The sequence below is a fragment of the Salinivibrio sp. EAGSL genome, from assembly GCF_013366455.1.
GTDB lineage: Bacteria > Pseudomonadota > Gammaproteobacteria > Enterobacterales > Vibrionaceae > Salinivibrio > Salinivibrio costicola.
This window is the reverse complement of record NZ_JABWMG010000002.1, coordinates 92,048-112,672: the sequence shown is the minus strand read 5'-3', so window position 1 is coordinate 112,672 and position 20,625 is coordinate 92,048. Positions and strand designations below refer to the sequence as shown.

At 50.2% G+C, this 20,625-nt stretch carries 20 protein-coding genes and 1 pseudogene; 15 read left to right on the top strand and 6 right to left on the bottom strand.

Going from position 1 to position 20,625, the window contains the following annotated elements:
* Nucleotides 1-5 precede the first annotated feature (5 nt).
* From HLG76_RS01945 to HLG76_RS15085, 7 genes and pseudogenes are all read left to right on the top strand, one after another.
* Nucleotides 6-872, top strand: a complete 867-nt coding sequence (locus HLG76_RS01945; protein ID WP_175992976.1) for an ABC transporter ATP-binding protein — start codon at nucleotides 6-8, stop codon at nucleotides 870-872.
* Between the two features lie 15 nt (nucleotides 873-887).
* The gene (locus tag HLG76_RS01940) at nucleotides 888-1,745 is read left to right on the top strand and encodes an ABC transporter ATP-binding protein (protein ID WP_077461498.1); all 858 of its coding nucleotides are present in this window, start codon (nucleotides 888-890) and stop codon (nucleotides 1,743-1,745) included.
* 172 nt (nucleotides 1,746-1,917) lie between these two features.
* Entirely contained in the window at nucleotides 1,918-2,208 is a 291-nt protein-coding gene (locus HLG76_RS01935) for a helix-turn-helix transcriptional regulator (protein ID WP_077461499.1), read from the top strand.
* Nucleotides 2,198-3,547 carry a type II toxin-antitoxin system HipA family toxin gene (locus HLG76_RS01930; protein ID WP_077461500.1) on the top strand — a complete coding sequence of 450 codons (1,350 nt, stop codon included), beginning with the start codon at nucleotides 2,198-2,200 and terminating at the stop codon, nucleotides 3,545-3,547. The genes HLG76_RS01935 and HLG76_RS01930 overlap by 11 nt, the downstream gene beginning before the upstream one ends.
* An 18-nt stretch (nucleotides 3,548-3,565) precedes the next feature.
* Nucleotides 3,566-4,570, top strand: a complete 1,005-nt coding sequence (locus HLG76_RS01925) for a YecA family protein (protein WP_175992975.1) — start codon at nucleotides 3,566-3,568, stop codon at nucleotides 4,568-4,570.
* A 9-nt stretch (nucleotides 4,571-4,579) separates the two neighbouring features.
* Nucleotides 4,580-5,701 carry a hypothetical protein gene (locus tag HLG76_RS01920; RefSeq protein ID WP_175992974.1) on the top strand — a complete coding sequence of 374 codons (1,122 nt, stop codon included), beginning with the start codon at nucleotides 4,580-4,582 and terminating at the stop codon, nucleotides 5,699-5,701.
* Nucleotides 5,702-5,953: 252 nt separating this feature from the next.
* A pseudogene (locus HLG76_RS15085) lies at nucleotides 5,954-9,093 on the top strand (DUF3427 domain-containing protein).
* Between the two features lie 151 nt (nucleotides 9,094-9,244).
* Here HLG76_RS15085 and HLG76_RS01910 read toward each other — a convergent pair.
* On the bottom strand, nucleotides 9,245-10,108 hold the full coding sequence (locus HLG76_RS01910) for a YicC/YloC family endoribonuclease (protein WP_077461504.1): 864 nt from the start codon (nucleotides 10,106-10,108) through the stop codon (nucleotides 9,245-9,247).
* A gap of 160 nt (nucleotides 10,109-10,268) precedes the next feature.
* On the opposite strand from HLG76_RS01910, the gene rph reads away from it, so the two are divergent.
* Both rph and pyrE read left to right on the top strand, forming a co-directional pair.
* Complete coding sequence (gene rph / locus HLG76_RS01905) at nucleotides 10,269-10,991, top strand: ribonuclease PH (protein WP_175992973.1); 723 nt, start codon at nucleotides 10,269-10,271, stop codon at nucleotides 10,989-10,991.
* A 109-nt stretch (nucleotides 10,992-11,100) separates the two neighbouring features.
* Nucleotides 11,101-11,742, top strand: a complete 642-nt coding sequence (gene pyrE, locus HLG76_RS01900; protein WP_077461505.1) for an orotate phosphoribosyltransferase — start codon at nucleotides 11,101-11,103, stop codon at nucleotides 11,740-11,742.
* Between the two features lie 105 nt (nucleotides 11,743-11,847).
* Here pyrE and slmA read toward each other — a convergent pair whose 3' ends face one another.
* The gene (gene slmA / locus HLG76_RS01895; protein ID WP_025744387.1) at nucleotides 11,848-12,438 is read right to left on the bottom strand and encodes a nucleoid occlusion factor SlmA; all 591 of its coding nucleotides are present in this window, start codon (nucleotides 12,436-12,438) and stop codon (nucleotides 11,848-11,850) included.
* 203 nt (nucleotides 12,439-12,641) lie between these two features.
* A complete protein-coding gene (coaBC, locus tag HLG76_RS01890) occupies nucleotides 12,642-13,886 on the bottom strand; it encodes a bifunctional phosphopantothenoylcysteine decarboxylase/phosphopantothenate--cysteine ligase CoaBC (protein ID WP_175992972.1) in 1,245 nt (414 codons plus the stop codon).
* 245 nt (nucleotides 13,887-14,131) lie between these two features.
* Between coaBC and radC the strand changes: the two genes are divergently transcribed.
* The 5 genes from radC to mutM all read left to right on the top strand — a co-directional run bounded on the left by radC (nucleotide 14,132) and on the right by mutM (nucleotide 16,851).
* The gene (radC, locus tag HLG76_RS01885) at nucleotides 14,132-14,815 is read left to right on the top strand and encodes a DNA repair protein RadC (protein ID WP_077461507.1); all 684 of its coding nucleotides are present in this window, start codon (nucleotides 14,132-14,134) and stop codon (nucleotides 14,813-14,815) included.
* 185 nt (nucleotides 14,816-15,000) lie between these two features.
* Nucleotides 15,001-15,237, top strand: coding sequence for a 50S ribosomal protein L28 (rpmB, locus tag HLG76_RS01880; RefSeq protein ID WP_025673845.1), 237 nt, complete (start codon nucleotides 15,001-15,003; stop codon nucleotides 15,235-15,237).
* A 13-nt stretch (nucleotides 15,238-15,250) separates the two neighbouring features.
* Nucleotides 15,251-15,421 carry a 50S ribosomal protein L33 gene (rpmG, locus tag HLG76_RS01875; RefSeq protein ID WP_025673846.1) on the top strand — a complete coding sequence of 57 codons (171 nt, stop codon included), beginning with the start codon at nucleotides 15,251-15,253 and terminating at the stop codon, nucleotides 15,419-15,421.
* 107 nt (nucleotides 15,422-15,528) lie between these two features.
* The gene (locus HLG76_RS01870) at nucleotides 15,529-16,017 is read left to right on the top strand and encodes a hypothetical protein (protein WP_254877599.1); all 489 of its coding nucleotides are present in this window, start codon (nucleotides 15,529-15,531) and stop codon (nucleotides 16,015-16,017) included.
* An 18-nt stretch (nucleotides 16,018-16,035) separates the two neighbouring features.
* Nucleotides 16,036-16,851 carry a bifunctional DNA-formamidopyrimidine glycosylase/DNA-(apurinic or apyrimidinic site) lyase gene (gene mutM, locus HLG76_RS01865; protein ID WP_077676532.1) on the top strand — a complete coding sequence of 272 codons (816 nt, stop codon included), beginning with the start codon at nucleotides 16,036-16,038 and terminating at the stop codon, nucleotides 16,849-16,851.
* On the opposite strand, the gene coaD is transcribed toward mutM, so the two are convergent.
* Nucleotides 16,843-17,349, bottom strand: coding sequence for a pantetheine-phosphate adenylyltransferase (gene coaD, locus HLG76_RS01860; protein ID WP_025744211.1), 507 nt, complete (start codon nucleotides 17,347-17,349; stop codon nucleotides 16,843-16,845). The two genes, mutM and coaD, sit on opposite strands and share 9 nt — an antisense overlap.
* A gap of 160 nt (nucleotides 17,350-17,509) precedes the next feature.
* On the opposite strand from coaD, the gene HLG76_RS01855 reads away from it, so the two are divergent.
* Nucleotides 17,510-18,220: a 3-deoxy-D-manno-octulosonic acid kinase gene (locus HLG76_RS01855; RefSeq protein WP_077676576.1), complete on the top strand. Its 711-nt coding sequence runs from the start codon at nucleotides 17,510-17,512 to the stop codon at nucleotides 18,218-18,220.
* Nucleotides 18,221-18,227: 7 nt separating this feature from the next.
* Here HLG76_RS01855 and waaA read toward each other — a convergent pair whose 3' ends face one another.
* Nucleotides 18,228-19,487 carry a lipid IV(A) 3-deoxy-D-manno-octulosonic acid transferase gene (gene waaA, locus HLG76_RS01850; RefSeq protein WP_175992971.1) on the bottom strand — a complete coding sequence of 420 codons (1,260 nt, stop codon included), beginning with the start codon at nucleotides 19,485-19,487 and terminating at the stop codon, nucleotides 18,228-18,230.
* Nucleotides 19,488-19,574: 87 nt separating this feature from the next.
* Entirely contained in the window at nucleotides 19,575-20,624 is a 1,050-nt protein-coding gene (locus tag HLG76_RS01845; protein ID WP_175993005.1) for a glycosyltransferase family 4 protein, read from the bottom strand.
* Nucleotide 20,625: the final 1 nt, after the last annotated feature.

Below are 20,625 nucleotides of genomic sequence, written 5' to 3'. Positions count from 1 at the left end.
CGCTTATGACCCAGGATGTCATTCTTTCGGTTAAGGATTTGACCGTTAATTTTACCACTGACGATGGCCCCCGTGAGGTACTTCACGGGGTGAGCTTTGAAGTAAAAGCCGGGCGCACGCTCGGCTTGGTGGGAGAGTCGGGCAGTGGCAAAAGTGTTACTGCGATGTCAATTATGGGCTTGCTGCCTAAACCCTATGGGCAAGTGACCGGCGGCGAGATTCTGTATCGCGGGACGGACTTGGTCACTCTGCCCGCCAAAGAGCGCTATGCGATGCGTGGCAATCGGATCTCGATTATCTTTCAAGACCCAATGACGGCGCTGAACCCTGTGCATACCATTGGTCGGCAAATCAATGAAGTCTTGATGTTGCACCGCCCGGAGCTGGATAAAAAAGCCCGGTATGCCTGCGCATTGGATATGATGAACAAGGTAAAAATCCCACTGCCTGAAAAGCGTCTCAATGAGTATCCGCACAACCTGTCTGGTGGGATGCGCCAACGGGTCATGATTGCCATGGCACTGGCCTGTAAGCCCGATATCTTGATATGTGATGAGCCAACCACCGCCCTAGATGTGACGGTGCAGGCCTCGATTTTGGACTTGATTAACGAGCTGCAAGAAGACACCGGCATGGCGGTGATTTTTATCACCCACGATCTGGGCGTGGTCGCCGAGGTGTGTGACGACGTGGCAGTGATGTACGATGGCCAAATTCGCGAACGGGCCGATATTTTTACTTTATTTGACAACCCCGCCCATCCGTATACCAAGCGTTTGCTGGGGTTAATGCCGGGGCGTACTCACCAACCCAAGCAGATGATTGATATTCGCCCGTTGGAAGACTTTGATGCAGCGCCATCATCGACATAGTTGCAGGAGAACGCGATGAGCAAGGAAGTCCTCAGAGTAGAAAATCTGAAGCAGTATTTTGTCTCCGGCAAAGGCCTGCTTCGTCAAGGTTACACCATTAAAGCCGTCGACGGCGTATCGTTGTCGGTGTCACAAGGTGAAACACTTGGTCTGGTGGGGGAGTCGGGGTGTGGCAAAAGTACCCTGGGTCGTACCATTCTCAAGTTGTTTGAGCCTACCGAAGGGAAAATTTTCTTTGAAGGTAAAGACATCACCCCGTTGTCGCCACGACAGATGCGGCCACTGCGTAAAGACATGCAGATTGTCTTTCAAGACCCGCTCGAGTCGCTCAACCAGCGTCATACCATCGGCGGGATCTTAGAAGAGCCCTTTATTATTCACAATGTTGGTACCGCGAAAGAGCGTCGCCAATGGGTGCTTGAGCTGTTGGATAAAGTCGGCTTGCCCCACGATGCGGTAAACCGCTACCCGCATGAGTTTTCGGGCGGTCAGCGGCAGCGGATTGGTATTGCCCGGGCGATCGCCCTCAAACCGAAACTGCTGATTTGTGACGAGTCCGTCTCCGCCTTGGATGTGTCGGTGCAGGCACAAATTCTTAATCTGTTGTTGAAACTCCAGCAAGAGATGAACTTGGCGATGATTTTTATCTCGCACGACTTATCGGTGGTCCGTCATATCTCCGATAAGGTGGCGGTGATGTACTTTGGTCATGTGGTAGAAGAGGGGCCGACCGAAACCGTCTACCACCAGCCGCAGCACGAGTACACCCAAACGCTGCTCTCTGCCATTCCGATCACCCATCCTAAATACCGCAAACACAAACGCCGCGCTGAGCAACTGGTGGCCGAAAAAAAGCCTGAAGCGGTGAGTTAAGTACATGCCCAAGGCCCCTTTGGTGAAAACCCCCAGTAGTTGGACATCCAACATCGGGGGTGCTTCATCAGCAAAAGCTTGATGGAAGACATGGGGTTTTTGGATATAATAGTAGCCAATTTGGTTTATTTTCCGCTATATTAGATATAATAATATCCAATGGCCATTGAAGATGAATTTCACCTTACTGGATGATACCGATGTAAGCCAAGCCTATGCTGCTTATTTACGGGCGTTGCGTCAGCGCGCAAAGCTCTCACGAGCGGCACTGGCAAAGCGAAGCTGCGTGCCTGCCTCAACGATTAAAAAGTTTGAGCTGACTGGACAAATTTCCTTTCGCCAATTGCTGTTGCTTTGGCAGACCCTAGACTCATTGGATAGGCTTTATCAGCTCACCCAGCCGCATAAAGAGCGCGTCACTGCGCCCTCGAGTATTGATGAGGTACTAAAAGATGAGTTTTAGACCGATTCAAAAACTTACTGTCACCCGTACGTTAAGTTCAGGAGAGCAGGTTGCTGTAGGGATCTTGGCTCAGAATCGGCAAGGTGTTTTTTTTCAGTATACAGACGGCTATTTGCAGCAGTTTGGCAATTTATCACCGTTTACTTTACAGTCGAGCATGCAAGTACAAGCCGCACCTAAACAGCCTCATCAAGGGGTGCATGGCGTATTTGGGGATTGTTTGCCTGATGGTTGGGGCATGATGTTACAAGATCGTGTTTTCCGGCAAAAAGGCATCCTGCCGAATCAATTAACGGCGATGGACAGATTGGCCTTTGTCGGTGATAAAGGCATCGGGGCGTTGTCTTTTTCTCCGGTGTCTGAGTTTTCAGCCTCGACGCACGCTGATATTAATCTAGCAACCTTGGGCTTAGAGGCTCAAACGCTTTTCGATGCTTCAATGTCAGACTATATGGATAATAACCATGAGAAGTTAGATGGGCATACTCAACAGGTATTGGCAGCACTAGTCGCTGGTGGTAGTTCGGGTGGAGCAAGACCAAAAGCACAGATTTATATGCCGACGGGGGAAATTGAGCAATGTCGCACCTTTGCACAGCGAGGTGATGAAGCGTGGTTGGTTAAGTTTACCTCGAAAAATCTAGCACTCGGGCATGAAGAAGGTTTGTGTGAGGCGGTATATTTGCAAATGGCTGAGCAAGCTAAATGCCAACCCCCACGCTGGCAACTTATTGAGGCACCAACAAAAAGTGGTGCGGTTGCATGGTTGGCGCTCAAGCGTTTTGATTATGTCGCTGGACAAGCCGATTTAGTGAGTGGACATAGCACGGGCCGCTTGCATATGCACAGTGCCTGCGGATTGCTGGATGCAGATTTTCGAACGCCAAGTTTAGATTACATTGACTTGATCAAAGCCAGCCGTCAATTATGTCAATCTCCAGCTGCGGGACAGCTGCAATTTCGCCGTGCCGTTTTTAATCTACTGTCGTCTAACCAAGATGATCACAGTAAAAACTGGGCGTTTTTACAAGCGGACGACGGTCAATGGAACCTTGCGCCTTTTTACGATGTCACCTACAGCCCGCATCCATTTAACGAGCATGCCACTGCATTTGGTGGGTATGGCAAAGCGCCACCGCTTAAGGTAATGCAAAAACTTGCAGCAAGTGCTGGCTATGGGAGTTGGCATGATGCAAGGCAAGTTATTGAAGAAGTCGCAGAAGCTATCAGCCAATGTACGCATCTCGCAAAGCAGCAAGGGGTTAGAAAAACCACAGTATCTGCAATTGCTAAGACGCTGGGTCAGCGTAAACAGGAAAATGCCGCGCTGCTTCAATAAAAATGCGAGGGGACAGTAATGAAGCTCGGTCGCAACGATCCTTGCCATTGTGGCAGTGGTAAAAAATTCAAACGGTGTTGTATGGACGGTGTGTCTAAGCAACATGCGCAAGTCGTTGATGACGCTGAAACCATGCTGGCGAATAACCCAGGTATGAGTATCGATGAACTCAATGCTGTGTTACAGCGCCAAGTGCAGGATCGCAATAATCAACCTCATCCCGATTTTTGTGGTGTGACACTCACGCAAATGACCAATTGGCTTTATGCGCCGTTTGATCAATTACAGTGGGTGACGATCACGACACCCGCCGATCTTTCCGCCAGCCCAGTGATGCGATATTTGGCTCTGATGCTTGAACATGCGATGGCGCAAGGCGGTGCTTTTAAAGCAACCAGCAAAGGCAACTTACCGGCTAAGTTGGTCAAACAAGCCAGTGAATTATTGCCTGAGTTTTCAGTTTCTCAATTCCAACGCCACATTAGTATCAGCGAGTTTGCTGGGTTTAACGAAGACAAATTCAATGCCTTGCACTATACCCGCGTGCTGGCCGAAATTAGCGGTATTATCTACCGACGCAGCGGCCGTTATCATGTGAAAAAAGCGGCGCAAAAACAGTATCAAGACATGGGCGTGCAAGCCTTTTTTAAGCCGATGCTGGCAGCTGCAACCGGCAAATATAACTGGGCGTATTTAGATAGCTTTGAATACGATGTTGATTTGCGCACCTTTTGGGTATTCATGTTGTGGCGCATACAAGCGCATCACAGCGTCGATCAGCTTACTCAAGAAGTGATGGTTGCTTTTCCCGATGTGTTAAAGGCGTTCCCAACGGACGATTACGCCCCGCCGGAAGCGTTGTTAAGCGGACTTATCGAAACGCGATTTATTGCGCGCTTTTTGCAGTTTTGGGGATTTGTGACGATGGATCCAAGGCGTTTTATAAACGGCGAACCCATTGCGCTCACCGCTCAGACTCAGCCGCTGTTAGCGCAAACCTTTCAATTCCATATTAACCGATAGCAGGGCATCGTGAGCGAATATCAATACTATAAATTTGAGCGCTTAGATGGGTATTTAGACAGCACCGCGCGCCAAGCACTCAGAGCCATTTCACGCCGAGCCGATATTACGGCAACGTCTTTCCAGGTGGTTTACAACTTTAGCGATCTAAAGGCTAAGGCATACGAGGTCATGCTAAAGCACTTCGATATCGGTTTTTACTATGCCAACTGGGGCTCGATGGATGCCTACATCAAACTACCTGCCGAGACCATACCCGATGCCATGCTTGGGTTATCGAACGATGGTTTTAAGGTTCGTCAAACCGATGAGTGGCAATTGCTCACTTTCTCTATCGAAGAGTATGGTGCGTATTTTGATGATGAAGATGCGGACGATTTTTTCCAGCATTTACCCGGTTTACGCAATCAGTTAATCCAAGGTGACTGGCGGCTTATGTACTTAGCGTGGCTCAAAGCGGTAGATGACGATGATGAGCTTGACGCGATACCGTTAATCCAATTCGATTTTGAGCGCCTTAGCGAAGGATTACAGGCTTTTGCTGCGCTGTATGCGATTCCCTTACCTTGGGTTAAAGCGCTTACGATGGTGCTGAATGAACAGCCCAGTCACCCAGCCAAACACACCCAGCTTCAGTTTGAAGATTGGCTCAAAACGCTCACGGAAGCGGAGAAAAACACACTATTACGCACGTTGTTTGAGCAAGGCCAATTAACTCGTCACCAAGCCGTAGCGCTGACGCGAAAAGAACCAGCCAACAAAGACGAAACTTATCAGTATTGGTTAAACCCCGACCTCGTGGCTCCCTATATTGCAACCGCACAACGACAGTTTGAGCAACAACAAGCCGAGGCACTTGCAAAAAAACTAGCCATTGAAAAAGCAGAAAAAGAACAAGCCTTAATAGATCTCTACAACCAGCGTGACCACTACTGGCAGCAAGCGCACGAGCAAGCGGATCGCACTTGCCCCACTGGCTATGATGCGGCGTCACGCTATTTACATCAGCTCTTTGAGGCCTATCAGCTTCACGATAATTCTGCGTCCTTTGATCAGCAGTTTAAGCGGTTTGTGGCAGCTAATAGGCGTCGTAAAGCACTGTTAAATCGCTTGAGTGGTTTGCTTAAATGATTGGGTTCACCTCAGGCAGACCCAGTGTTGTTAGCAAAAAATATCGTTGAGTTTTGATTGGTTGAAAGCCTTTATGCCCGCCTTTAGGTCTACACATTGTTACCTGTGAAGTCACTTTGTGTAGACCTCAGACGAGAGTGTGACTTAACTCTTTGTTGCTATTGTTTGAAAAGTATAGAAAAGTGATCCTTTCATAACGCCTACAATCTGTGGTTTGTAAGATTAAACTGGCTCATAGCTTGGAAGGAAAAAATGCAGCAGGTCGGAATTTATGAGCAGCTGGTAACGCAGCTTATTAAGAGCCGTATTGATCGAGAAAGATTTTATGTTGGCGAGCGGACGCTTACCAGCAACGAGGCGTCAGTTTGGTTGTCTCGCTTTTTATCGCATGTTTTGCACCATGTGCTCGACGCCGTGCCTGCCAGTGACGATCGCCTAGAGCAGCAAATCACACTATCCAACCAATTCTTGTTGTGGCTGAAAACCCAGATCCACGATAAAGACATTATCGACGATAACCTGCTCGCGAGTCAGGGGAAAATCCTGACGGCCCTTTATGAGTTTGAAAACCCGATAGCATCTGATTTAGCGCGCTATGTGCAAGATATTTTCCCACTCACCGGCTTAACGCAAAGTGAGCTTTTTTGTGGCAGTAATGCGGGTCTTTCATTGGAGTCAGAGCTGAAAAGAGAGATTTTATCCGCAGACAAAATCTATTGGTTGGTGTCATTCATCAAATGGGCGGGGATAAGAATTTTTCGAAAAGAGCTGGAAGCCTTTACCCGCAGTGGTCGCGAGTTAAAGGTCATCACCACATCATACATGGGCGCGACAGACGCGAAAGCGGTGGAGTATTTAGCCAGCCTACCCAATACCGAGGTGAAGTTAAGCTACAACACTGAGCGCGAGCGTCTTCACGCAAAAAGCTATTTGTTTCTGCGCGAGACCGGCTATCACACCGGTTATATCGGATCGTCAAACCTCTCTCATTCTGCACTGACGAATGGCTTGGAGTGGAACCTCAAAATTACCTCGCAAGAAATCCCCCATATTATCAATAAATCACTCAGCACTTTTGAAACGTATTGGGCCTCGAATGAATTTGAACGATTTGACGGAGATGTAAAAAGTACCGAAAAACTGAATCAAGCCCTTCGGCAGCAGCGGGGTGGCGAAGAAGATGGTGCTACGTTTTTCTTCGACCTCTCTCCTTTCCCTCACCAGAAGGAGATTTTGGAGCAGCTGACGGTTGAGCGCCAGACGCATCAACGTTTTCGCAATTTAGTGGTGGCGGCAACAGGCACTGGTAAGACACTGATCTCTGCGTTTGATTTTGCCCGTTTTTTGAAAAAACACCCTGATGCCAACTTTTTATTTGTGGCCCATCGTGAAGAAATCCTTAAGCAAGCGCGTGCGGCCTATCGAGGGGTATTACGCAACAGCTCCTTTGGTGAGCTGTGGGTCGGTGGTCACACGCCAGATCATTACCGCCAGTTGTTTGTCTCGATTCAAACATTGAACAACCAGCTCGATACGCTCAATTGACGGCCGATTACTATGACTACATTGTGATTGATGAAGTGCATCATATTGCCGCGAGCAGTTATCGAGCGGTTTTGCACCACTTTTCACCGTCAATACTACTGGGCCTGACGGCGACACCTGAGCGTCACGATGGCGGCGATATTCTCGCGGATTTTGGTGGCGTTATTGCGGCTGAGATTCGGTTACCAGAGGCGATTAATCGTCGTCATCTTTGCCCATTCCAATATTTTGGTATTGATGATGATACCGATCTACGGACCATTCCTTGGCAGCGTGGCCGCTATGATATTGCACAGCTGACTAACCTCTATACCTCCAACCAAGCCCGGGTGGATAAGATATTACTCAGCATGAACGAGATCATCACGGATCTTAGCCGTATGAAAGCACTCGCTTTTTGTGTGAGTAAAGAACACGCTCAATACATGGCTCAACAGTTTTCACTGCAAGGGCTTAAGGCGGATGTGTTAACCAGCGACAATCGGCATGAGCGCCAGCGAAAGCAGCAATCGCTGCGCGCCGGTGAGGTCAATGTGCTTTGTGTGGTTGATATTTTCAACGAGGGGGTCGATATACCTGAAGTCGATACCTTATTGTTTCTGCGTCCCACCGAGAGTTTAACCATTTTCCTTCAGCAGCTAGGCCGCGGTTTACGGTTAGCCGAGGGCAAAGAGTGCTGCACCGTCCTCGACTTTGTCGGTCATTCGCGTCCCGAGTATGACTTTGCAAATAAGTTTCGGGCGCTGGTGGGCAAGAGCGCTCGAGCGATTAACCATGAGATTGAACAAGGCTTCCCCCATGCGCCTTTGGGCTGTCGTATTGAGCTTACTAAGCGCACGCTAGAAATGGTCTTGGATAACATTCGCAAAGCGTCGCTAACGCTAAGACGCTTAGCGGCAATGGTTCGGCAATATCCTCAGCACACCCACCTGCCGCTGACGCTAGCGAACTTCCTAACCTTGTATCCGCATATTGATTTGAACGAACTATACAAGCGAGGCTGTTGGTCAGAACTGGTGTTCAAAGCAGATCTACAGGTCAATGATTCTTCTGTTGATGAAAGTGCACTTAAAACAATCAAGAAGGCGATTTTTCAGCGGATTTTAACCACGGATGATCATGCGTATCTACAGTTTTTAAAGCAGCTTTGCCAAACAGACTTTGCGCCTGATACGGGTAGCGAACGGCATCGACTCATGTGCCATTATGATGTTTGGCAACAAACAGGGCCAGCTCTTGGCTTTTCATCCATTGCGCAAAGCTTTGCCGCGTTAAAACGGCTGGGCATCAAAGCAGAATTAATGGATGTGGTGAACTGGAAACTGTCACAAACCAAGCACGAGCAGTTAAGGATGGACGATTTGCCTGATGTGCCATTGCGACTTCATGCTCGATATGCGCGTGAGCAAATTCTAGTTGGGTTTGGCGCTACCACGTTGGAGCGGCAGCCACCTGCACGAGAGGGGCTCTATCCGCTGAAAGATCAAAACATCGAACTGTTATTTGTCACCTTGGATAAAAATGAAAAGCAATTTTCCCCGACGACCATGTATCACGATTATGCGATCAACGCATCACGCTTTCACTGGCAGTCGCAAAACAGCTCGCGCCCTGATAAAGGCCGAGGCAAAGATTACATTCAACATCAAAAGATAGGGAAGCGCCTGTTTTTGTTTGTACGTGAGCAAACGAAGGATGAATTCGGGCGTACCATGGGGTTTGTGAATTTTGGCGAAGTGAATTATATCTCGCACACCGGATCTCAGCCGATGGATATTACGTGGGAGCTAGCCACTCCGATGCCAAACTTTATGTGGCAGCAGGCGGCGAAGTTGGCGGTAGGCTAGAGACCGATGCGTGTCTTTTGTCGCCACGAGCCTCAAATGTAGGGCAAATAATGGCTGAGCGAATATAGGGTAAGCAGATAGAGGCAGCTTAATGTATAGCGCTCGAGCTATCTCTATCTGTCTGAACGTCAGTGCTGAGAATCGCTAGTGATTACTCAATATTCTGGATCTGTTCGCGCATTTGTTCGATAAGCACTTTGAGCTCGACGCCGGAGGCGGTGATTTCGGTGCTGATTGATTTGGAGGCCAGGGTGTTGGCTTCGCGGTTGAACTCTTGCATCATAAAGTCCAAGCGTCGGCCGCAGGCGCCGCCTTTTTTGAGGATTTTGCGCGCTTCTGAAACGTGTGAGTCGAGGCGGTCTAACTCTTCGGCCACATCGACTTTTTGTGCCAGCATCACCATTTCTTGCTCAACGCGGGCCGGGTCGAGCTCCACTTTGGCTTCTTCCAAACGCGTGGTCAAACGTTCACGCTGCCACTCAATCACGGTGGGCATTTTTTCGCGCACTTTGATCACTTCAGCGCTAATCGCATCCAATCGCTGCTCAATCAGCACTTTCATGTTGTCGCCTTCGCTGGCCCGAGCCGCCACAAAAGCCTCTAGCCCTTCATCTAAACCGGCGAGTAATACACGGTGCAACTCATCGGTATCTTGCTCCGGCGCTTCCATCACGCCCGGCCAGTTTAATACCTGAAACGGGTTAATGTTGCCTTCGCCCGCGGTATCCTTGACCCACTGTGCGGCGTCAATGACTTGTTTGGCCAAGCCTTCGTTGATGGTGAGTTTGTCTTGGCTTGCCTGGGAGGTGTCAAAACGCAGGTTACATTCCACTTTGCCGCGGGCGAGGCGCTTACGGAAACGCTCGCGCACCACAGGCTCGAGGCTACGTAACTGCTCAGGCATGCGGATATAGGTTTCAAGGTAGCGCTGGTTGACGGAGCGGATTTCCCAAACCGCGTTGCCCCAATCGCCCTTGAGTTCTTGTCGCGCGTAGGCGGTCATACTGTGGATCATGTGTACCTGCTTTTGTGTGCTAAGAGTGAATAATGAAGAGTATACGCATCTGCTCTTCTTGCGTCAGCTGTCTTGAACGGCAAGGCGGACAGGGATCGCAAGCGAGCAGATAAACACGTATAATCGCCATCACATTTTTCAGTCAATGAAGGTAACTTGCATGCGCCCAAGTGGAAGAGCACTCGACCAAATTCGTCCCGTTAGCTTTACCCGCGGTTTTACGGCCCACGCAGAAGGCTCTGTGTTGGTATGCTTTGGTGATACCAAGGTGATTTGTAATGCCACGATCGAAGAGGGCGTGCCACGCTTTTTGAAAGGCAAAGGCAAAGGCCAAGGTTGGGTGACCGCCGAGTATGGCATGTTGCCACGTGCGACCCACACCCGTAACCGTCGTGAAGCGTCAAACGGTAAGCAGGGTGGCCGAACGGTAGAAATCCAACGTTTGATCGGCCGCAGTTTGCGCGCCGCGGTCGATTTAAAAGCATTGGGTGAGCGCACCATTACGGTTGACTGTGATGTAATTCAAGCCGACGGCGGCACACGCACGGCGTCCATTTCGGGGGCGAGTGTGGCACTGGCGGACGCGCTTAATGCGTTAGTGCGTAACGGCAAGCTTGCTGCGAATCCAATGCGTGGCCACGTGGCTGCGGTGTCGGTGGGCATTTATCAACAAACGCCGATTTGCGATCTCGAGTATGTGGAAGACTCAGCGGCAGATACCGACATGAATGTGGTGATGCTCGAAGATGGCCGCATGATTGAGGTGCAAGGCACGGCAGAAGCTGAGCCGTTTACTCCCGATGAGCTCAATGCCATGTTGGCACTGGCCAGTAAGGGCATTGATGACATTGTCGTCGCGCAAAAATCGGCCCTGGCCGAATAATCCTATTGCAATGGCTCCCATCTCGGGGGCTATTTTTTTATCTATTAACCTGAGATGGGCGCGCGTCGCGAACGCCCGATAATAATCACAGACAGCAAGAGAGGACTGCATGAAAGCCTATCAGCGCCAGTTTATTGAGTTTGCCCTTGAGCGGCAGGTTTTGAAGTTTGGCGAGTTTACCCTGAAGTCGGGGCGTAAGAGCCCGTACTTTTTTAATGCGGGGTTGTTTAATACCGGGCGCGATTTGGCAAAACTGGGTGAATTTTATGCCGCGGCGTTGATGGATGCAGGCATAGATTATGATGTGCTGTTTGGCCCGGCGTATAAAGGGATCCCCATTGCGACCACCACAGCGGTGGCGCTCGCGGCGCATCATGATGTGGATACGCCATATTGTTTTAACCGCAAAGAGGCTAAAGACCACGGCGAAGGTGGCAACTTGGTAGGCAGTGCACTCGCAGGTCGAGTAATGTTAGTGGACGATGTGATTACCGCCGGCACCGCGATTCGCGAGTCCATGACACTGATTCAGGCGCAAGGCGCACAACTGGCGGGTGTCTTGGTGGCAATTGATCGCCAAGAGCGCGGCCAAGGTGAGTTATCGGCGATCCAAGAAGTGGAGCGTGACTTTGGTTGCCAAGTCGTCTCTATCATTAGTTTGTCTGATTTAGTCGCTTACTTAGAACAAAGCCAAGCGGATCCGGCGCAGTTAGCCGCGGTGAAAGGGTACCAAGCGAACTACGGCATTTAAGCAACGTGCATGCAGCTGGCTAGCGTTATAGATGTAGCCAGTTGCATTGCGCTCGTTGAACGACGCCGATTGCATTGCGCCCATTTGCGTTGCAGCCAACACCGCTCATTGCAATTGATTGGTCAGCAGTTGCCAGTATTGTTCAAAATTCGCGGTTGGCAGCTGCTTAAACGATGAGCGTACGTAACGACAAAAGCCGCCTTCCACTTGGCTAATAAGCTGACTGGCAAGCACGGCTTCATCTAAAGGAAAGCCCTTTCCTTCGCGCAAGCGACGCTCACGTAATACTTGCTTGAGCTGTGCTTCAACGCGCTCGAAAAGCTGGTTGATGCGCGCTTGTAGCCTGTCTTGCTCAAACATCAGCGCATGGCCTGTCATGATGCGTGTCAGCCCTGGGTTACGTTCACCAAACACCAGCAATAATTGCAGAATCAACTTGAGACGAACCAAGGTGTCCTTTTCTTCTTCAATAATGAGGTTGATGCGGGATAAGAGCGAGTCTTCGATAAATTCAATCAAGCCCTCAAACATACGTGCTTTACTGGGAAAATGACGATAAAGCGCGGCCTCTGACACCCCGACTTGCTCGGCGAGCTTGGCGGTGGTGATGCGCTGGCTGCCTTGGGTTGACTCCAGCATCTGCGCGAGCGCTTGGAGGATCTCTTCGCGGCGATTACTTTTTTTCGGGGCTGCCATGGATGCGATTCCTTTGTCTTTTTATCTATCACACTGGCGACGTTTAAAGGAGGCATCATGGAGAGGTGCCGCCGAGTGTGACGCTTTCCTCTTATCTTAGCGACGAGGTCTCTGTATTAAAAGCAAAAAGCGTGGCCATGGCGCACGCTTTTGAACTTGTTTTTCACCCGGAGCTAAGGGCTCCGGTGTGCTGGGCTTCTCCCTTATTCTTTTATCGATCGTTGCAAATAGCGCGTGTGAATGTGTGCTATTACGCTACGCGCTAACGTCGGTTTATCCGCAAGGGGGAGCGCTTTGTCACCGTCAGACCAGAATAGGTGCAGGGCATTATGATCACTGTTAAAGCCTTGATCGGCGTGAGACACATCATTTGCGCAAATCATATCGAGCTTTTTGCGGGTGAGTTTATCACGTGCGTAGGCTGCAACATCCTGGGTTTCGGCGGCAAAACCGACCGTAAATGGACGGTGCTGGGTTAAGTTGGCGACCGAGGCAATAATATCGGGGTTTTTCACCATGGTAACGGTCATCGTGTCTTTATCTGCCTGCTTTTTCATCTTCTGCTCGGCCATCGTTTGTGGACGGTAGTCAGCGACCGCGGCACAGCCGATAAAGATATCGTGCTCGGTGATAGAGGCATGCACAGCATCATGCATTTGTTGGGCTGTGGTGACATCCACGCGCGTGACACCGGTGGGCGTGCTTAATGCAACCGGACCGGAAATCAAGGTCACTTCGGCACCCAAACTGGCGGCGGCCTCGGCCAAAGCATAGCCCATTTTTCCAGAGCTGTGATTCGACAAATAGCGAACCGGATCCAGGGCTTCTCGGGTTGGCCCGGCGGTAATCATTACCCGTTTATTGGTGAGCGGTTTTGGGCCGGCCCAGTGTTCACACTCTGCCACTAAGGCCAGTGGCTCAAGCATACGGCCTGGCCCCACATCGCCACAGGCTTGGGCACCGCTGTCCGGACCCCAAATAAGGCAACCGCGCGTGCGTAGGGCCTGTATATTCGCTTGGGTAGCGTGAGCGCGATACATTTGCTGATTCATCGCCGGGGCAATCGCAATCGGTGCATCGGTGGCCAAGCACACCGTGGTGAGCAAATCATTCCCCATCCCAGCGTGAATACGGGCAATTAAATCGGCGGTAGCGGGGGCAATCAATACTAAATCAGCCCATTTCGCTAACTCGATATGCCCCATTGAGGCCTCAGCAGCTGGATCGAGCAAGCTATCAGATACCGGATGGCCTGAGACCGCTTGCAGGGTTAACGGTGTGATAAATTCTTTAGCGGCGCGTGTCATTACCACTTTGACAGTGGCACCACGCTCGATCAGGCGACGGGTCAAATCGGCACACTTATAGGCGGCAATTCCACCGCCCATGCCAAGCAGAATACGTTTACCTGCCAGCGTTTGGGCTGGCTGTGTTGAAGAATTGGCCATAATGCTCTGTGTGTTTGTGCTTGAATGGCGAAACCATACCATAATCCGCCGTGCAAAAAGTGTGGTAGCGCAAAGGAAAGCGCGTGGGATGTGAGCCAAGTAGAATGCGATCTAAGCACTGAGCGGTTGAAACCCTTGAGTGCTTATCAAGGGAAAATCGCGAGCGAGCCGCAGTTCCGCTCGAAAAGGATTGTGCGAGATCCCTCGCGTGTCTTAACTGGCGACAAAATCAAAGAGGGATAATAATGAGCTTAAAAACTTTGCCCTTGGATTGTCGTCCAAGGGAGCGTCTATTAGCACGTGGGGCGGACAGTTTATCGGATGCTGAGTTACTGGCGATATTTTTACGCACCGGTGTCACAGGGATGAGTGCGGTTGCGCTGGCTGATCATCTATTAACGGACTTTGGTTCGTTGCGCGCGCTGATGGGAGCCGATCAAACGGCGTTTTGTCAGCGTAAGGGGTTAGGCAGTGCGAAATACGCGCAACTGCAAGCGGTACTGGAGCTCAGCCGTCGTTATTTAAAAGAGACGTTAAGTAAAACGGATGCCCTGACCAGCCCCGATCATACTCGGCGTTACCTCTCGACGTTACTGCGCGATCGGCCACGTGAAGCCTTCTATGTGTTATTTCTCGATAACCAACACCGAGTGATTGCCGATGAGCAATTATTTGAAGGGACCCACAATGCCGCCAGTGTTTATCCGCGAGAAATTGTTCGCCGTGCATTAGAGCTTCATGCCGCTGCGTTAATTTTGGCACATAATCATCCTTCTGGGGTCGCTGAACCGAGCCAAGCGGACCGACATATCACTGATAAAATCGCCAATGCCTTGTCATTAGTGGATGTACGCGTGTTAGATCATCTGGTGGTCGGGGACGGAGATGTGGTATCGTTCGCTGAACGAGGTTGGTTGTTATCCTCCTAAGGATCGCCTTTGGCGAAAAAAACGATCAAAAAGCGCATAAAAGGATCTGCTCGGGACTTGAGCAATGTGAATTCAGTTAGTATAATGCGCCACCTTTGATAGCCTTGACCTTCGACCTGACCTTAACGTTGCAGGACTGGCGGACAAGGTTGATATCGAGCCGAAACGATTTTGGAGAGACTTTCATGTCACGAGTATGCCAAGTAACTGGCAAGCGTCCTGTAGTTGGTAACAACCGCTCTCACGCTAAGAACGCCACCAAGCGTCGTTTTCTGCCGAACCTGCAAACTCATCGTTTCTGGGTAGAAGGCGAAAAACGCTTCGTTAAACTGCGCCTATCCACTAAAGGTATGCGCATCATCGACAAAAAAGGCATCGAGTCTGTATTGACAGATATGCGTGCCCGCGGTGAGAAAGTATAAGAGGAATTAGAGAATGGCTAAAAGCGGCGTTCGTGAGAAGATTCGTCTAGTATCCTCAGCGGGTACTGGTCACTTCTACACCACAGACAAGAACAAACGTAACATGCCTAGCAAATTCGAGATCAAGAAATTTGATCCTGTAGTTCGCAAGCACGTTATGTATAAAGAAGCCAAAATCAAGTAATTTGATCGATGCTTTGATAAAAGACCCAGCTTCGGCTGGGTTTTTTTATAACTAAAATCCGTCAGTGTTTGGGTATATACTGCGATAAATACGTACAGCGGCCTTGGGTGAGAAAACATGAAGCTAAAACGGCAGACGTGGAACAACATCCTGATTTTTTCAGTCGTGATTTTTTTGGCTTAATGCTATTGCCCGATTATTTACGTCATCAGCGCCAATTAAATGCCATGCCTGAAGGCGTCATTGCGCTTGTGGACTCACGCAGTGAGGTGTTATCACTGCGCTTTGCGCATTTAACGCTCACCCGTACCTTGGATGGCTGGCAAACGGATAAGCCGTTAGTGATCAGCCCAACCGAGCTGGCTCAGCGGTGGCTAGGGTTGGCAGGCACCCAAGTTGATGAAGCAACCTTACAGTCACTGCGCCCACAACTTACCGCTCCCCGTACGCTCGAGTTGACCCGGAGTCCAGACAAAGAGCCGATCCGTATTACTTATTATCAGCAGCCCCAATTTTGGTTGATGCAAAATGAGCAGGGGCAATGGCTGGCGGTGTCTGTTGATCGTCGGTATCTTTTCCCGCTAACTAAATCGTGATAATCCAGAGCCATCTCTATGCCAGAATTACCGGAAGTAGAAGTAAGCCGTTTAGGCATCATACCGTATGTCGAAGGGCAAACGGTGACCGATATTACCATTCGTCAGCCAAAGTTACGTTGGCCCATTCCCGATGCGCTACAACAACTTAAAGGGCAGGTGATCCGCCGAGTTACCCGTCGGGCCAAGTATCTGTTGTTAGAAACTGATGTCGGGGCGGCGATTATCCATTTGGGGATGTCAGGCAGTTTGCGGGTGCTACCGACGTCACTGGCGCCCGAGAAGCACGATCATGTCGATGTGACACTCAGTAATGGGCGCTTACTGCGTTATCATGATCCACGCCGCTTTGGCGCCTGGCTGTGGCAAGACGGTGAGACGCCCCATACCGTTTTGGGTAAATTGGGCCCCGAGCCATTAACCGATGCCTTCGACCCTGACTACCTGTTAGCCAAAGCAACAGGGAAAAAAATGGCGATGAAGAGCTTTATTATGGATAACGCGGTAGTGGTTGGGGTGGGGAATATTTACGCCAACGAATCGTTATTTTGTGCGGGGATTCATCCTAAGCGACCCGCGGGCAGTCTCACGGCGACTGAGGCGGCGTGCTTGGTGAACGAAATTAAAACCGTTCTCGCAGCCGCCATCACTCAAGGAGGAACCACGCTTAAAGATTTTACGCAAGTGGATGGTAAAGCCGGTTATTTCGCCCAAGCGCTGCGTGTTTATGGTAAATCCGGTCAGCCTTGTCCGGCTTGTGACGTTGTGCTTGAGCGTATCGTCATTGGACAGCGGGCAACGGTATTTTGCCCGCAATGCCAGCCTTTAGGATGAAGGCGTTGCCTGCAGCTTGTCTTTCAGAGCGTTGAGTACCTCGTGGTGCACAAATTCTCGCGTGTCTCCCCCGTGCAAAGCCACTTCTTTGACGAGTGTGGAAGAGATAAAAGAGTGTTCCTCCGACGGGGTTAAAAAGACACTCTCTAGCTCGGGCATTAAACGCCGGTTCATGTTGGCCAACTGAAACTCATACTCAAAGTCTGATACGGCACGCAAACCACGGACCAAAATGTTGGCTTGGTACTGTTTGGCAAAGTTGACCAGTAATCCTGAGAACCCAACCACGGAGACATTGGATAAGTGCGCGGTGACCGTTTGCGTCAGGGCGACGCGTTCATTCAGATCAAAAAGCGGTTGTTTGCTTGGACTGGCGGCAATGCCCACAATCACATCGTCAAACATTCGTGCCGCGCGCTCAATCAGATCCAAGTGACCGTTGGTGATCGGATCAAATGTGCCCGGGTAAATCACGCGGGTATGTTGTTTTTGTGTCACTGGCTTATCCTTAAAAACGTGTATTGGGAAGAGGTTATCAAATCCTTGTTCTGCGCGCATTGTTCTGACTCTCTTGCGTGCCCTTGCCTGTGATTCTAACCGCGAGCAAGGTACACTGATGTGCGCCAGCGTCAGTGCGTAAACAGGAAAAACCGTGAGTATAGAAGTCGAGCAACGCGAAAACGAGTGCATCTGGTACGATCCTACCTTGGTGGTCGGGGAGCCGCGCCAGTATTTTGATATTCATTTTTGGCACCAACAGGCTGCCGTCACCGGCTCGGCCAAAGGGCGAGGGATAACCTTTTTTGTCCGTGGCCCGAAAATGGAGATGGCACTGCGGCATTATTATCGCGGCGGCCTGTTCGGCAAATTGGTGAAAGACCAATACTGGTTTACGGGCTGGGAGGAAACGCGCTGCGGTGCGGAGTTGCGCTTATTGGCTTATTTGCGCGAGAAAAAGATCCCTGTACCGCGCCCCGTCGCTGCTCGTGCGGTAAAGACAGGCCGTACCTATCGTGCCGATATCTTGGTAGAAAAAGTCCCAGGAGCCCGTGACTTGGTGGCGATATTAAGCGAAAACAGCTTGCTAGCTCACGATTATCACGCCATTGGCCGCTTGGTGCGTCGTTTACATGATGCCGGCGTGTGCCATTCTGATCTGAATATCCATAATATTCTTCGTGATAGAAAAGGCAAACTGTGGCTGATTGATTTTGATAAGTGCCAACAGCGTGAAGGTGAGCAATGGAAAGAAGACAACTTAGCACGCTTGCATCGCTCTTTTAAAAAAGAAAAAGAGAAGCGCCAAATCCGCTGGCAGCCCGAGGATTGGGCTGCGGTCTTAAAAGGTTACAATCATATTCGAAAGTAGTCGCCACTCAGTGCGAGTGTCGAAGCCAAGGGGTGAGTGCTTGTAAGGTTCGCTCAACGGCGCCACGGTTTTCTTCGACCACCGCTAAACCGGCTTTTCCTGCTTGCGCTGCCAGTGGCGGTGCATTAAAGAAAGCGCCAATCTTTGCCGCGAGATCTTGGCTATCGTTACATACTTGCAGTGCGCCTGCGTCTATTAAAGCATCACCAATGACTTGGAAGTTATAGTAACTGGGTCCGGTTAATAAGGGTTTGCTGAGCGCAGCGGGCTCTAACAGATTATGACCGCCAACTTTGGCGCCTAAAAAACTCCCTGCCATGACAACCACATCTGCACTGGCGAGGTACATCATCATCTCACCCATGGTATCGCCAAGGTACACTTGCGTACTCGTGGCAAGCGTCTCGCCCTGAGTATGTCTTTGTATACTGAGGCCCTGAGCCGCGACTTGTTGCGAGACATCATCAAAGCGCTCAGGGTGGCGAGGGACCATAATCAATAAAGCATCCGGATAATCACGTAGCAAAATACTGTGGGCGGCTAACATGATGGCATCTTCGCCTGCATGGGTGCTGGCCGCTATCCAGCAAGGGCGTTCACCGCGAGCGTCACGAAGCGCAGCGCCTAAATCAGGATTTACCGCCTTGATATCAAACTTCACCGACCCAACTGCGCTTAGTTTTTCTGCGGGGACCCCCAGTGCGGCAAAACGTGCTTTATCAGTGGTATGCTGACACAGTATGAGATCGATATGCTGACTCATGGCACGAAAGAGCGGCGCAATTTTTTGATAATGGTGGCATGCCTTTTCAGAAAGCCTCGCATTAATGATCGTAATGGGAACACCGGCACGACCGACATGATGCAAAGTATTGGGCCAAAGCTCGGTCTCCATGATCACGCATAGCCGTGGAGAGACTGCACGTAAAAAACCACGAATCGCAAACGGAAAATCAACCGGCATATAGCGATGGTTCACACCTTTGATGCGCATTGCCTGCTCGGCCCCAGTGGCTGTAGTGGTGGTGATGAGGATAGGAACATCGGGATAAGCTTGTTGCAGTGCACTGATCACCGGCTTGGCGGCGAGGACTTCCCCTACGGAAACCGCATGCAACCAAATCGGCGCCCCCTCAATGTTGGGTGTACGACCAAAGTGCTCTTGCCAGCGCTCCCCCACCGCCGGCTTACCGGGCCGTTTACGATAAAGCCCGACAAGCAAAAAAGGGGCAGCAAGTGTGAGTAATAATGTGTATAACCAGCGCACAGGGAAACTCCTATGGACGTTTGGGTGCGATAAATAGTGGCATTCTCTCCAACCGAGCTCCAGTCTCTAAGATTTATCAGACACTCGTCATACAATCTTGGACCCGTCTTTTATCGTTTGGTATAGGGATTGATAGGTTAGGACGGTTTGATTGATATCACAGGCTTTAGCTTGTTCGAGACTACCGACAATAAGGCGGTTTCTAAGAGTCGTATCATTGGCTATATCTGTGATAGAACTCGCTAGTTGATCAGCCTCTCCCACCTCGATAAGCCGTCCAGATATACTATGTGTGATGATATCAGGAATCCCGCCAGCACGCGTTGCAACAACAGGGAGCCCGGCTGCCATTGCTTCTAAAATGACCGAACCTAAGCCTTCTGAATAGGAAGGATGGACGAGTAAATCGGCCGCTGCGAACCAATCGCCCATATTCGTTTGTTTGCCAGCAAAGTGAACGTTGCTGAGTCCTTTCGCTTGAAGCGCTAACGCTTCACGCTCTTTACCATCACCAAGCAAACAAAACTGGATGTTGGGCGATGTGTTAGCAAGTAACCGTGCCGCTTCTATCGTGACATTAAAGCCTTTATGCGCATACATATTGGCGGCATGAATCACTAAGAACTTCCTATGAAATTGCGCTTTGATTTTCTCAACCTTATCTTGCGATACAGGGTAGGTGACAGGAGAGCTAGGAATTTTGACTAACTTGGCATCAGGGTAATGTTTTTCTAGTTGATGGATAATCTCCGAACTCAAACCGACCAGGGCACTCGCTTTGCGGTATGCAAGTTGAGATAACCACTTTTTCTTTAAAGGGTTATCAATGCGGCGTGTCACGATATAAGGCACATTATGTAATAAGCGCTGGAGCAATGCCCAATAAATCGCTCGGCCTTCGTGGACATGGACCAGATCACATGTTGCGGTGATTGAGCGCTCATGTCGTCGAGTATAGTGCGGACAAAGCACTAATTGGCATTGTTCTAACGCGCGAATTTTATCAGCGAGCGGGCTTTTGGGGTTTACCACTACGGTGAGTCGATAACCCATTGCGAGCTGTTGTTTAATCAGTGTGAGCGTTTGTCGCTCACCGCCGCTAAAACCAGAAGCGAGATTAACGTGGCAAATGTGCATC

Coding starts and splice junctions, on each gene's coding strand:
- radC (WP_077461507.1), top strand. CDS start 14,132: ATGAGCTTAAAAACTTTGCCCTTGGATTGTCGTCCAAGGGAGCGTCTA.
- coaBC (WP_175992972.1), bottom strand. CDS start 13,886: ATGGCCAATTCTTCAACACAGCCAGCCCAAACGCTGGCAGGTAAACGT.
- rpmG (WP_025673846.1), top strand. CDS start 15,251: ATGGCTAAAAGCGGCGTTCGTGAGAAGATTCGTCTAGTATCCTCAGCG.
- HLG76_RS01935 (WP_077461499.1), top strand. CDS start 1,918: ATGAATTTCACCTTACTGGATGATACCGATGTAAGCCAAGCCTATGCT.
- rpmB (WP_025673845.1), top strand. CDS start 15,001: ATGTCACGAGTATGCCAAGTAACTGGCAAGCGTCCTGTAGTTGGTAAC.
- HLG76_RS01910 (WP_077461504.1), bottom strand. CDS start 10,108: ATGATCCACAGTATGACCGCCTACGCGCGACAAGAACTCAAGGGCGAT.
- rph (WP_175992973.1), top strand. CDS start 10,269: ATGCGCCCAAGTGGAAGAGCACTCGACCAAATTCGTCCCGTTAGCTTT.
- mutM (WP_077676532.1), top strand. CDS start 16,036: ATGCCAGAATTACCGGAAGTAGAAGTAAGCCGTTTAGGCATCATACCG.
- slmA (WP_025744387.1), bottom strand. CDS start 12,438: ATGGCAGCCCCGAAAAAAAGTAATCGCCGCGAAGAGATCCTCCAAGCG.
- HLG76_RS01845 (WP_175993005.1), bottom strand. CDS start 20,624: ATGCACATTTGCCACGTTAATCTCGCTTCTGGTTTTAGCGGCGGTGAG.
- HLG76_RS01940 (WP_077461498.1), top strand. CDS start 888: ATGAGCAAGGAAGTCCTCAGAGTAGAAAATCTGAAGCAGTATTTTGTC.
- HLG76_RS01925 (WP_175992975.1), top strand. CDS start 3,566: ATGAAGCTCGGTCGCAACGATCCTTGCCATTGTGGCAGTGGTAAAAAA.
- pyrE (WP_077461505.1), top strand. CDS start 11,101: ATGAAAGCCTATCAGCGCCAGTTTATTGAGTTTGCCCTTGAGCGGCAG.
- HLG76_RS01930 (WP_077461500.1), top strand. CDS start 2,198: ATGAGTTTTAGACCGATTCAAAAACTTACTGTCACCCGTACGTTAAGT.
- HLG76_RS01945 (WP_175992976.1), top strand. CDS start 6: ATGACCCAGGATGTCATTCTTTCGGTTAAGGATTTGACCGTTAATTTT.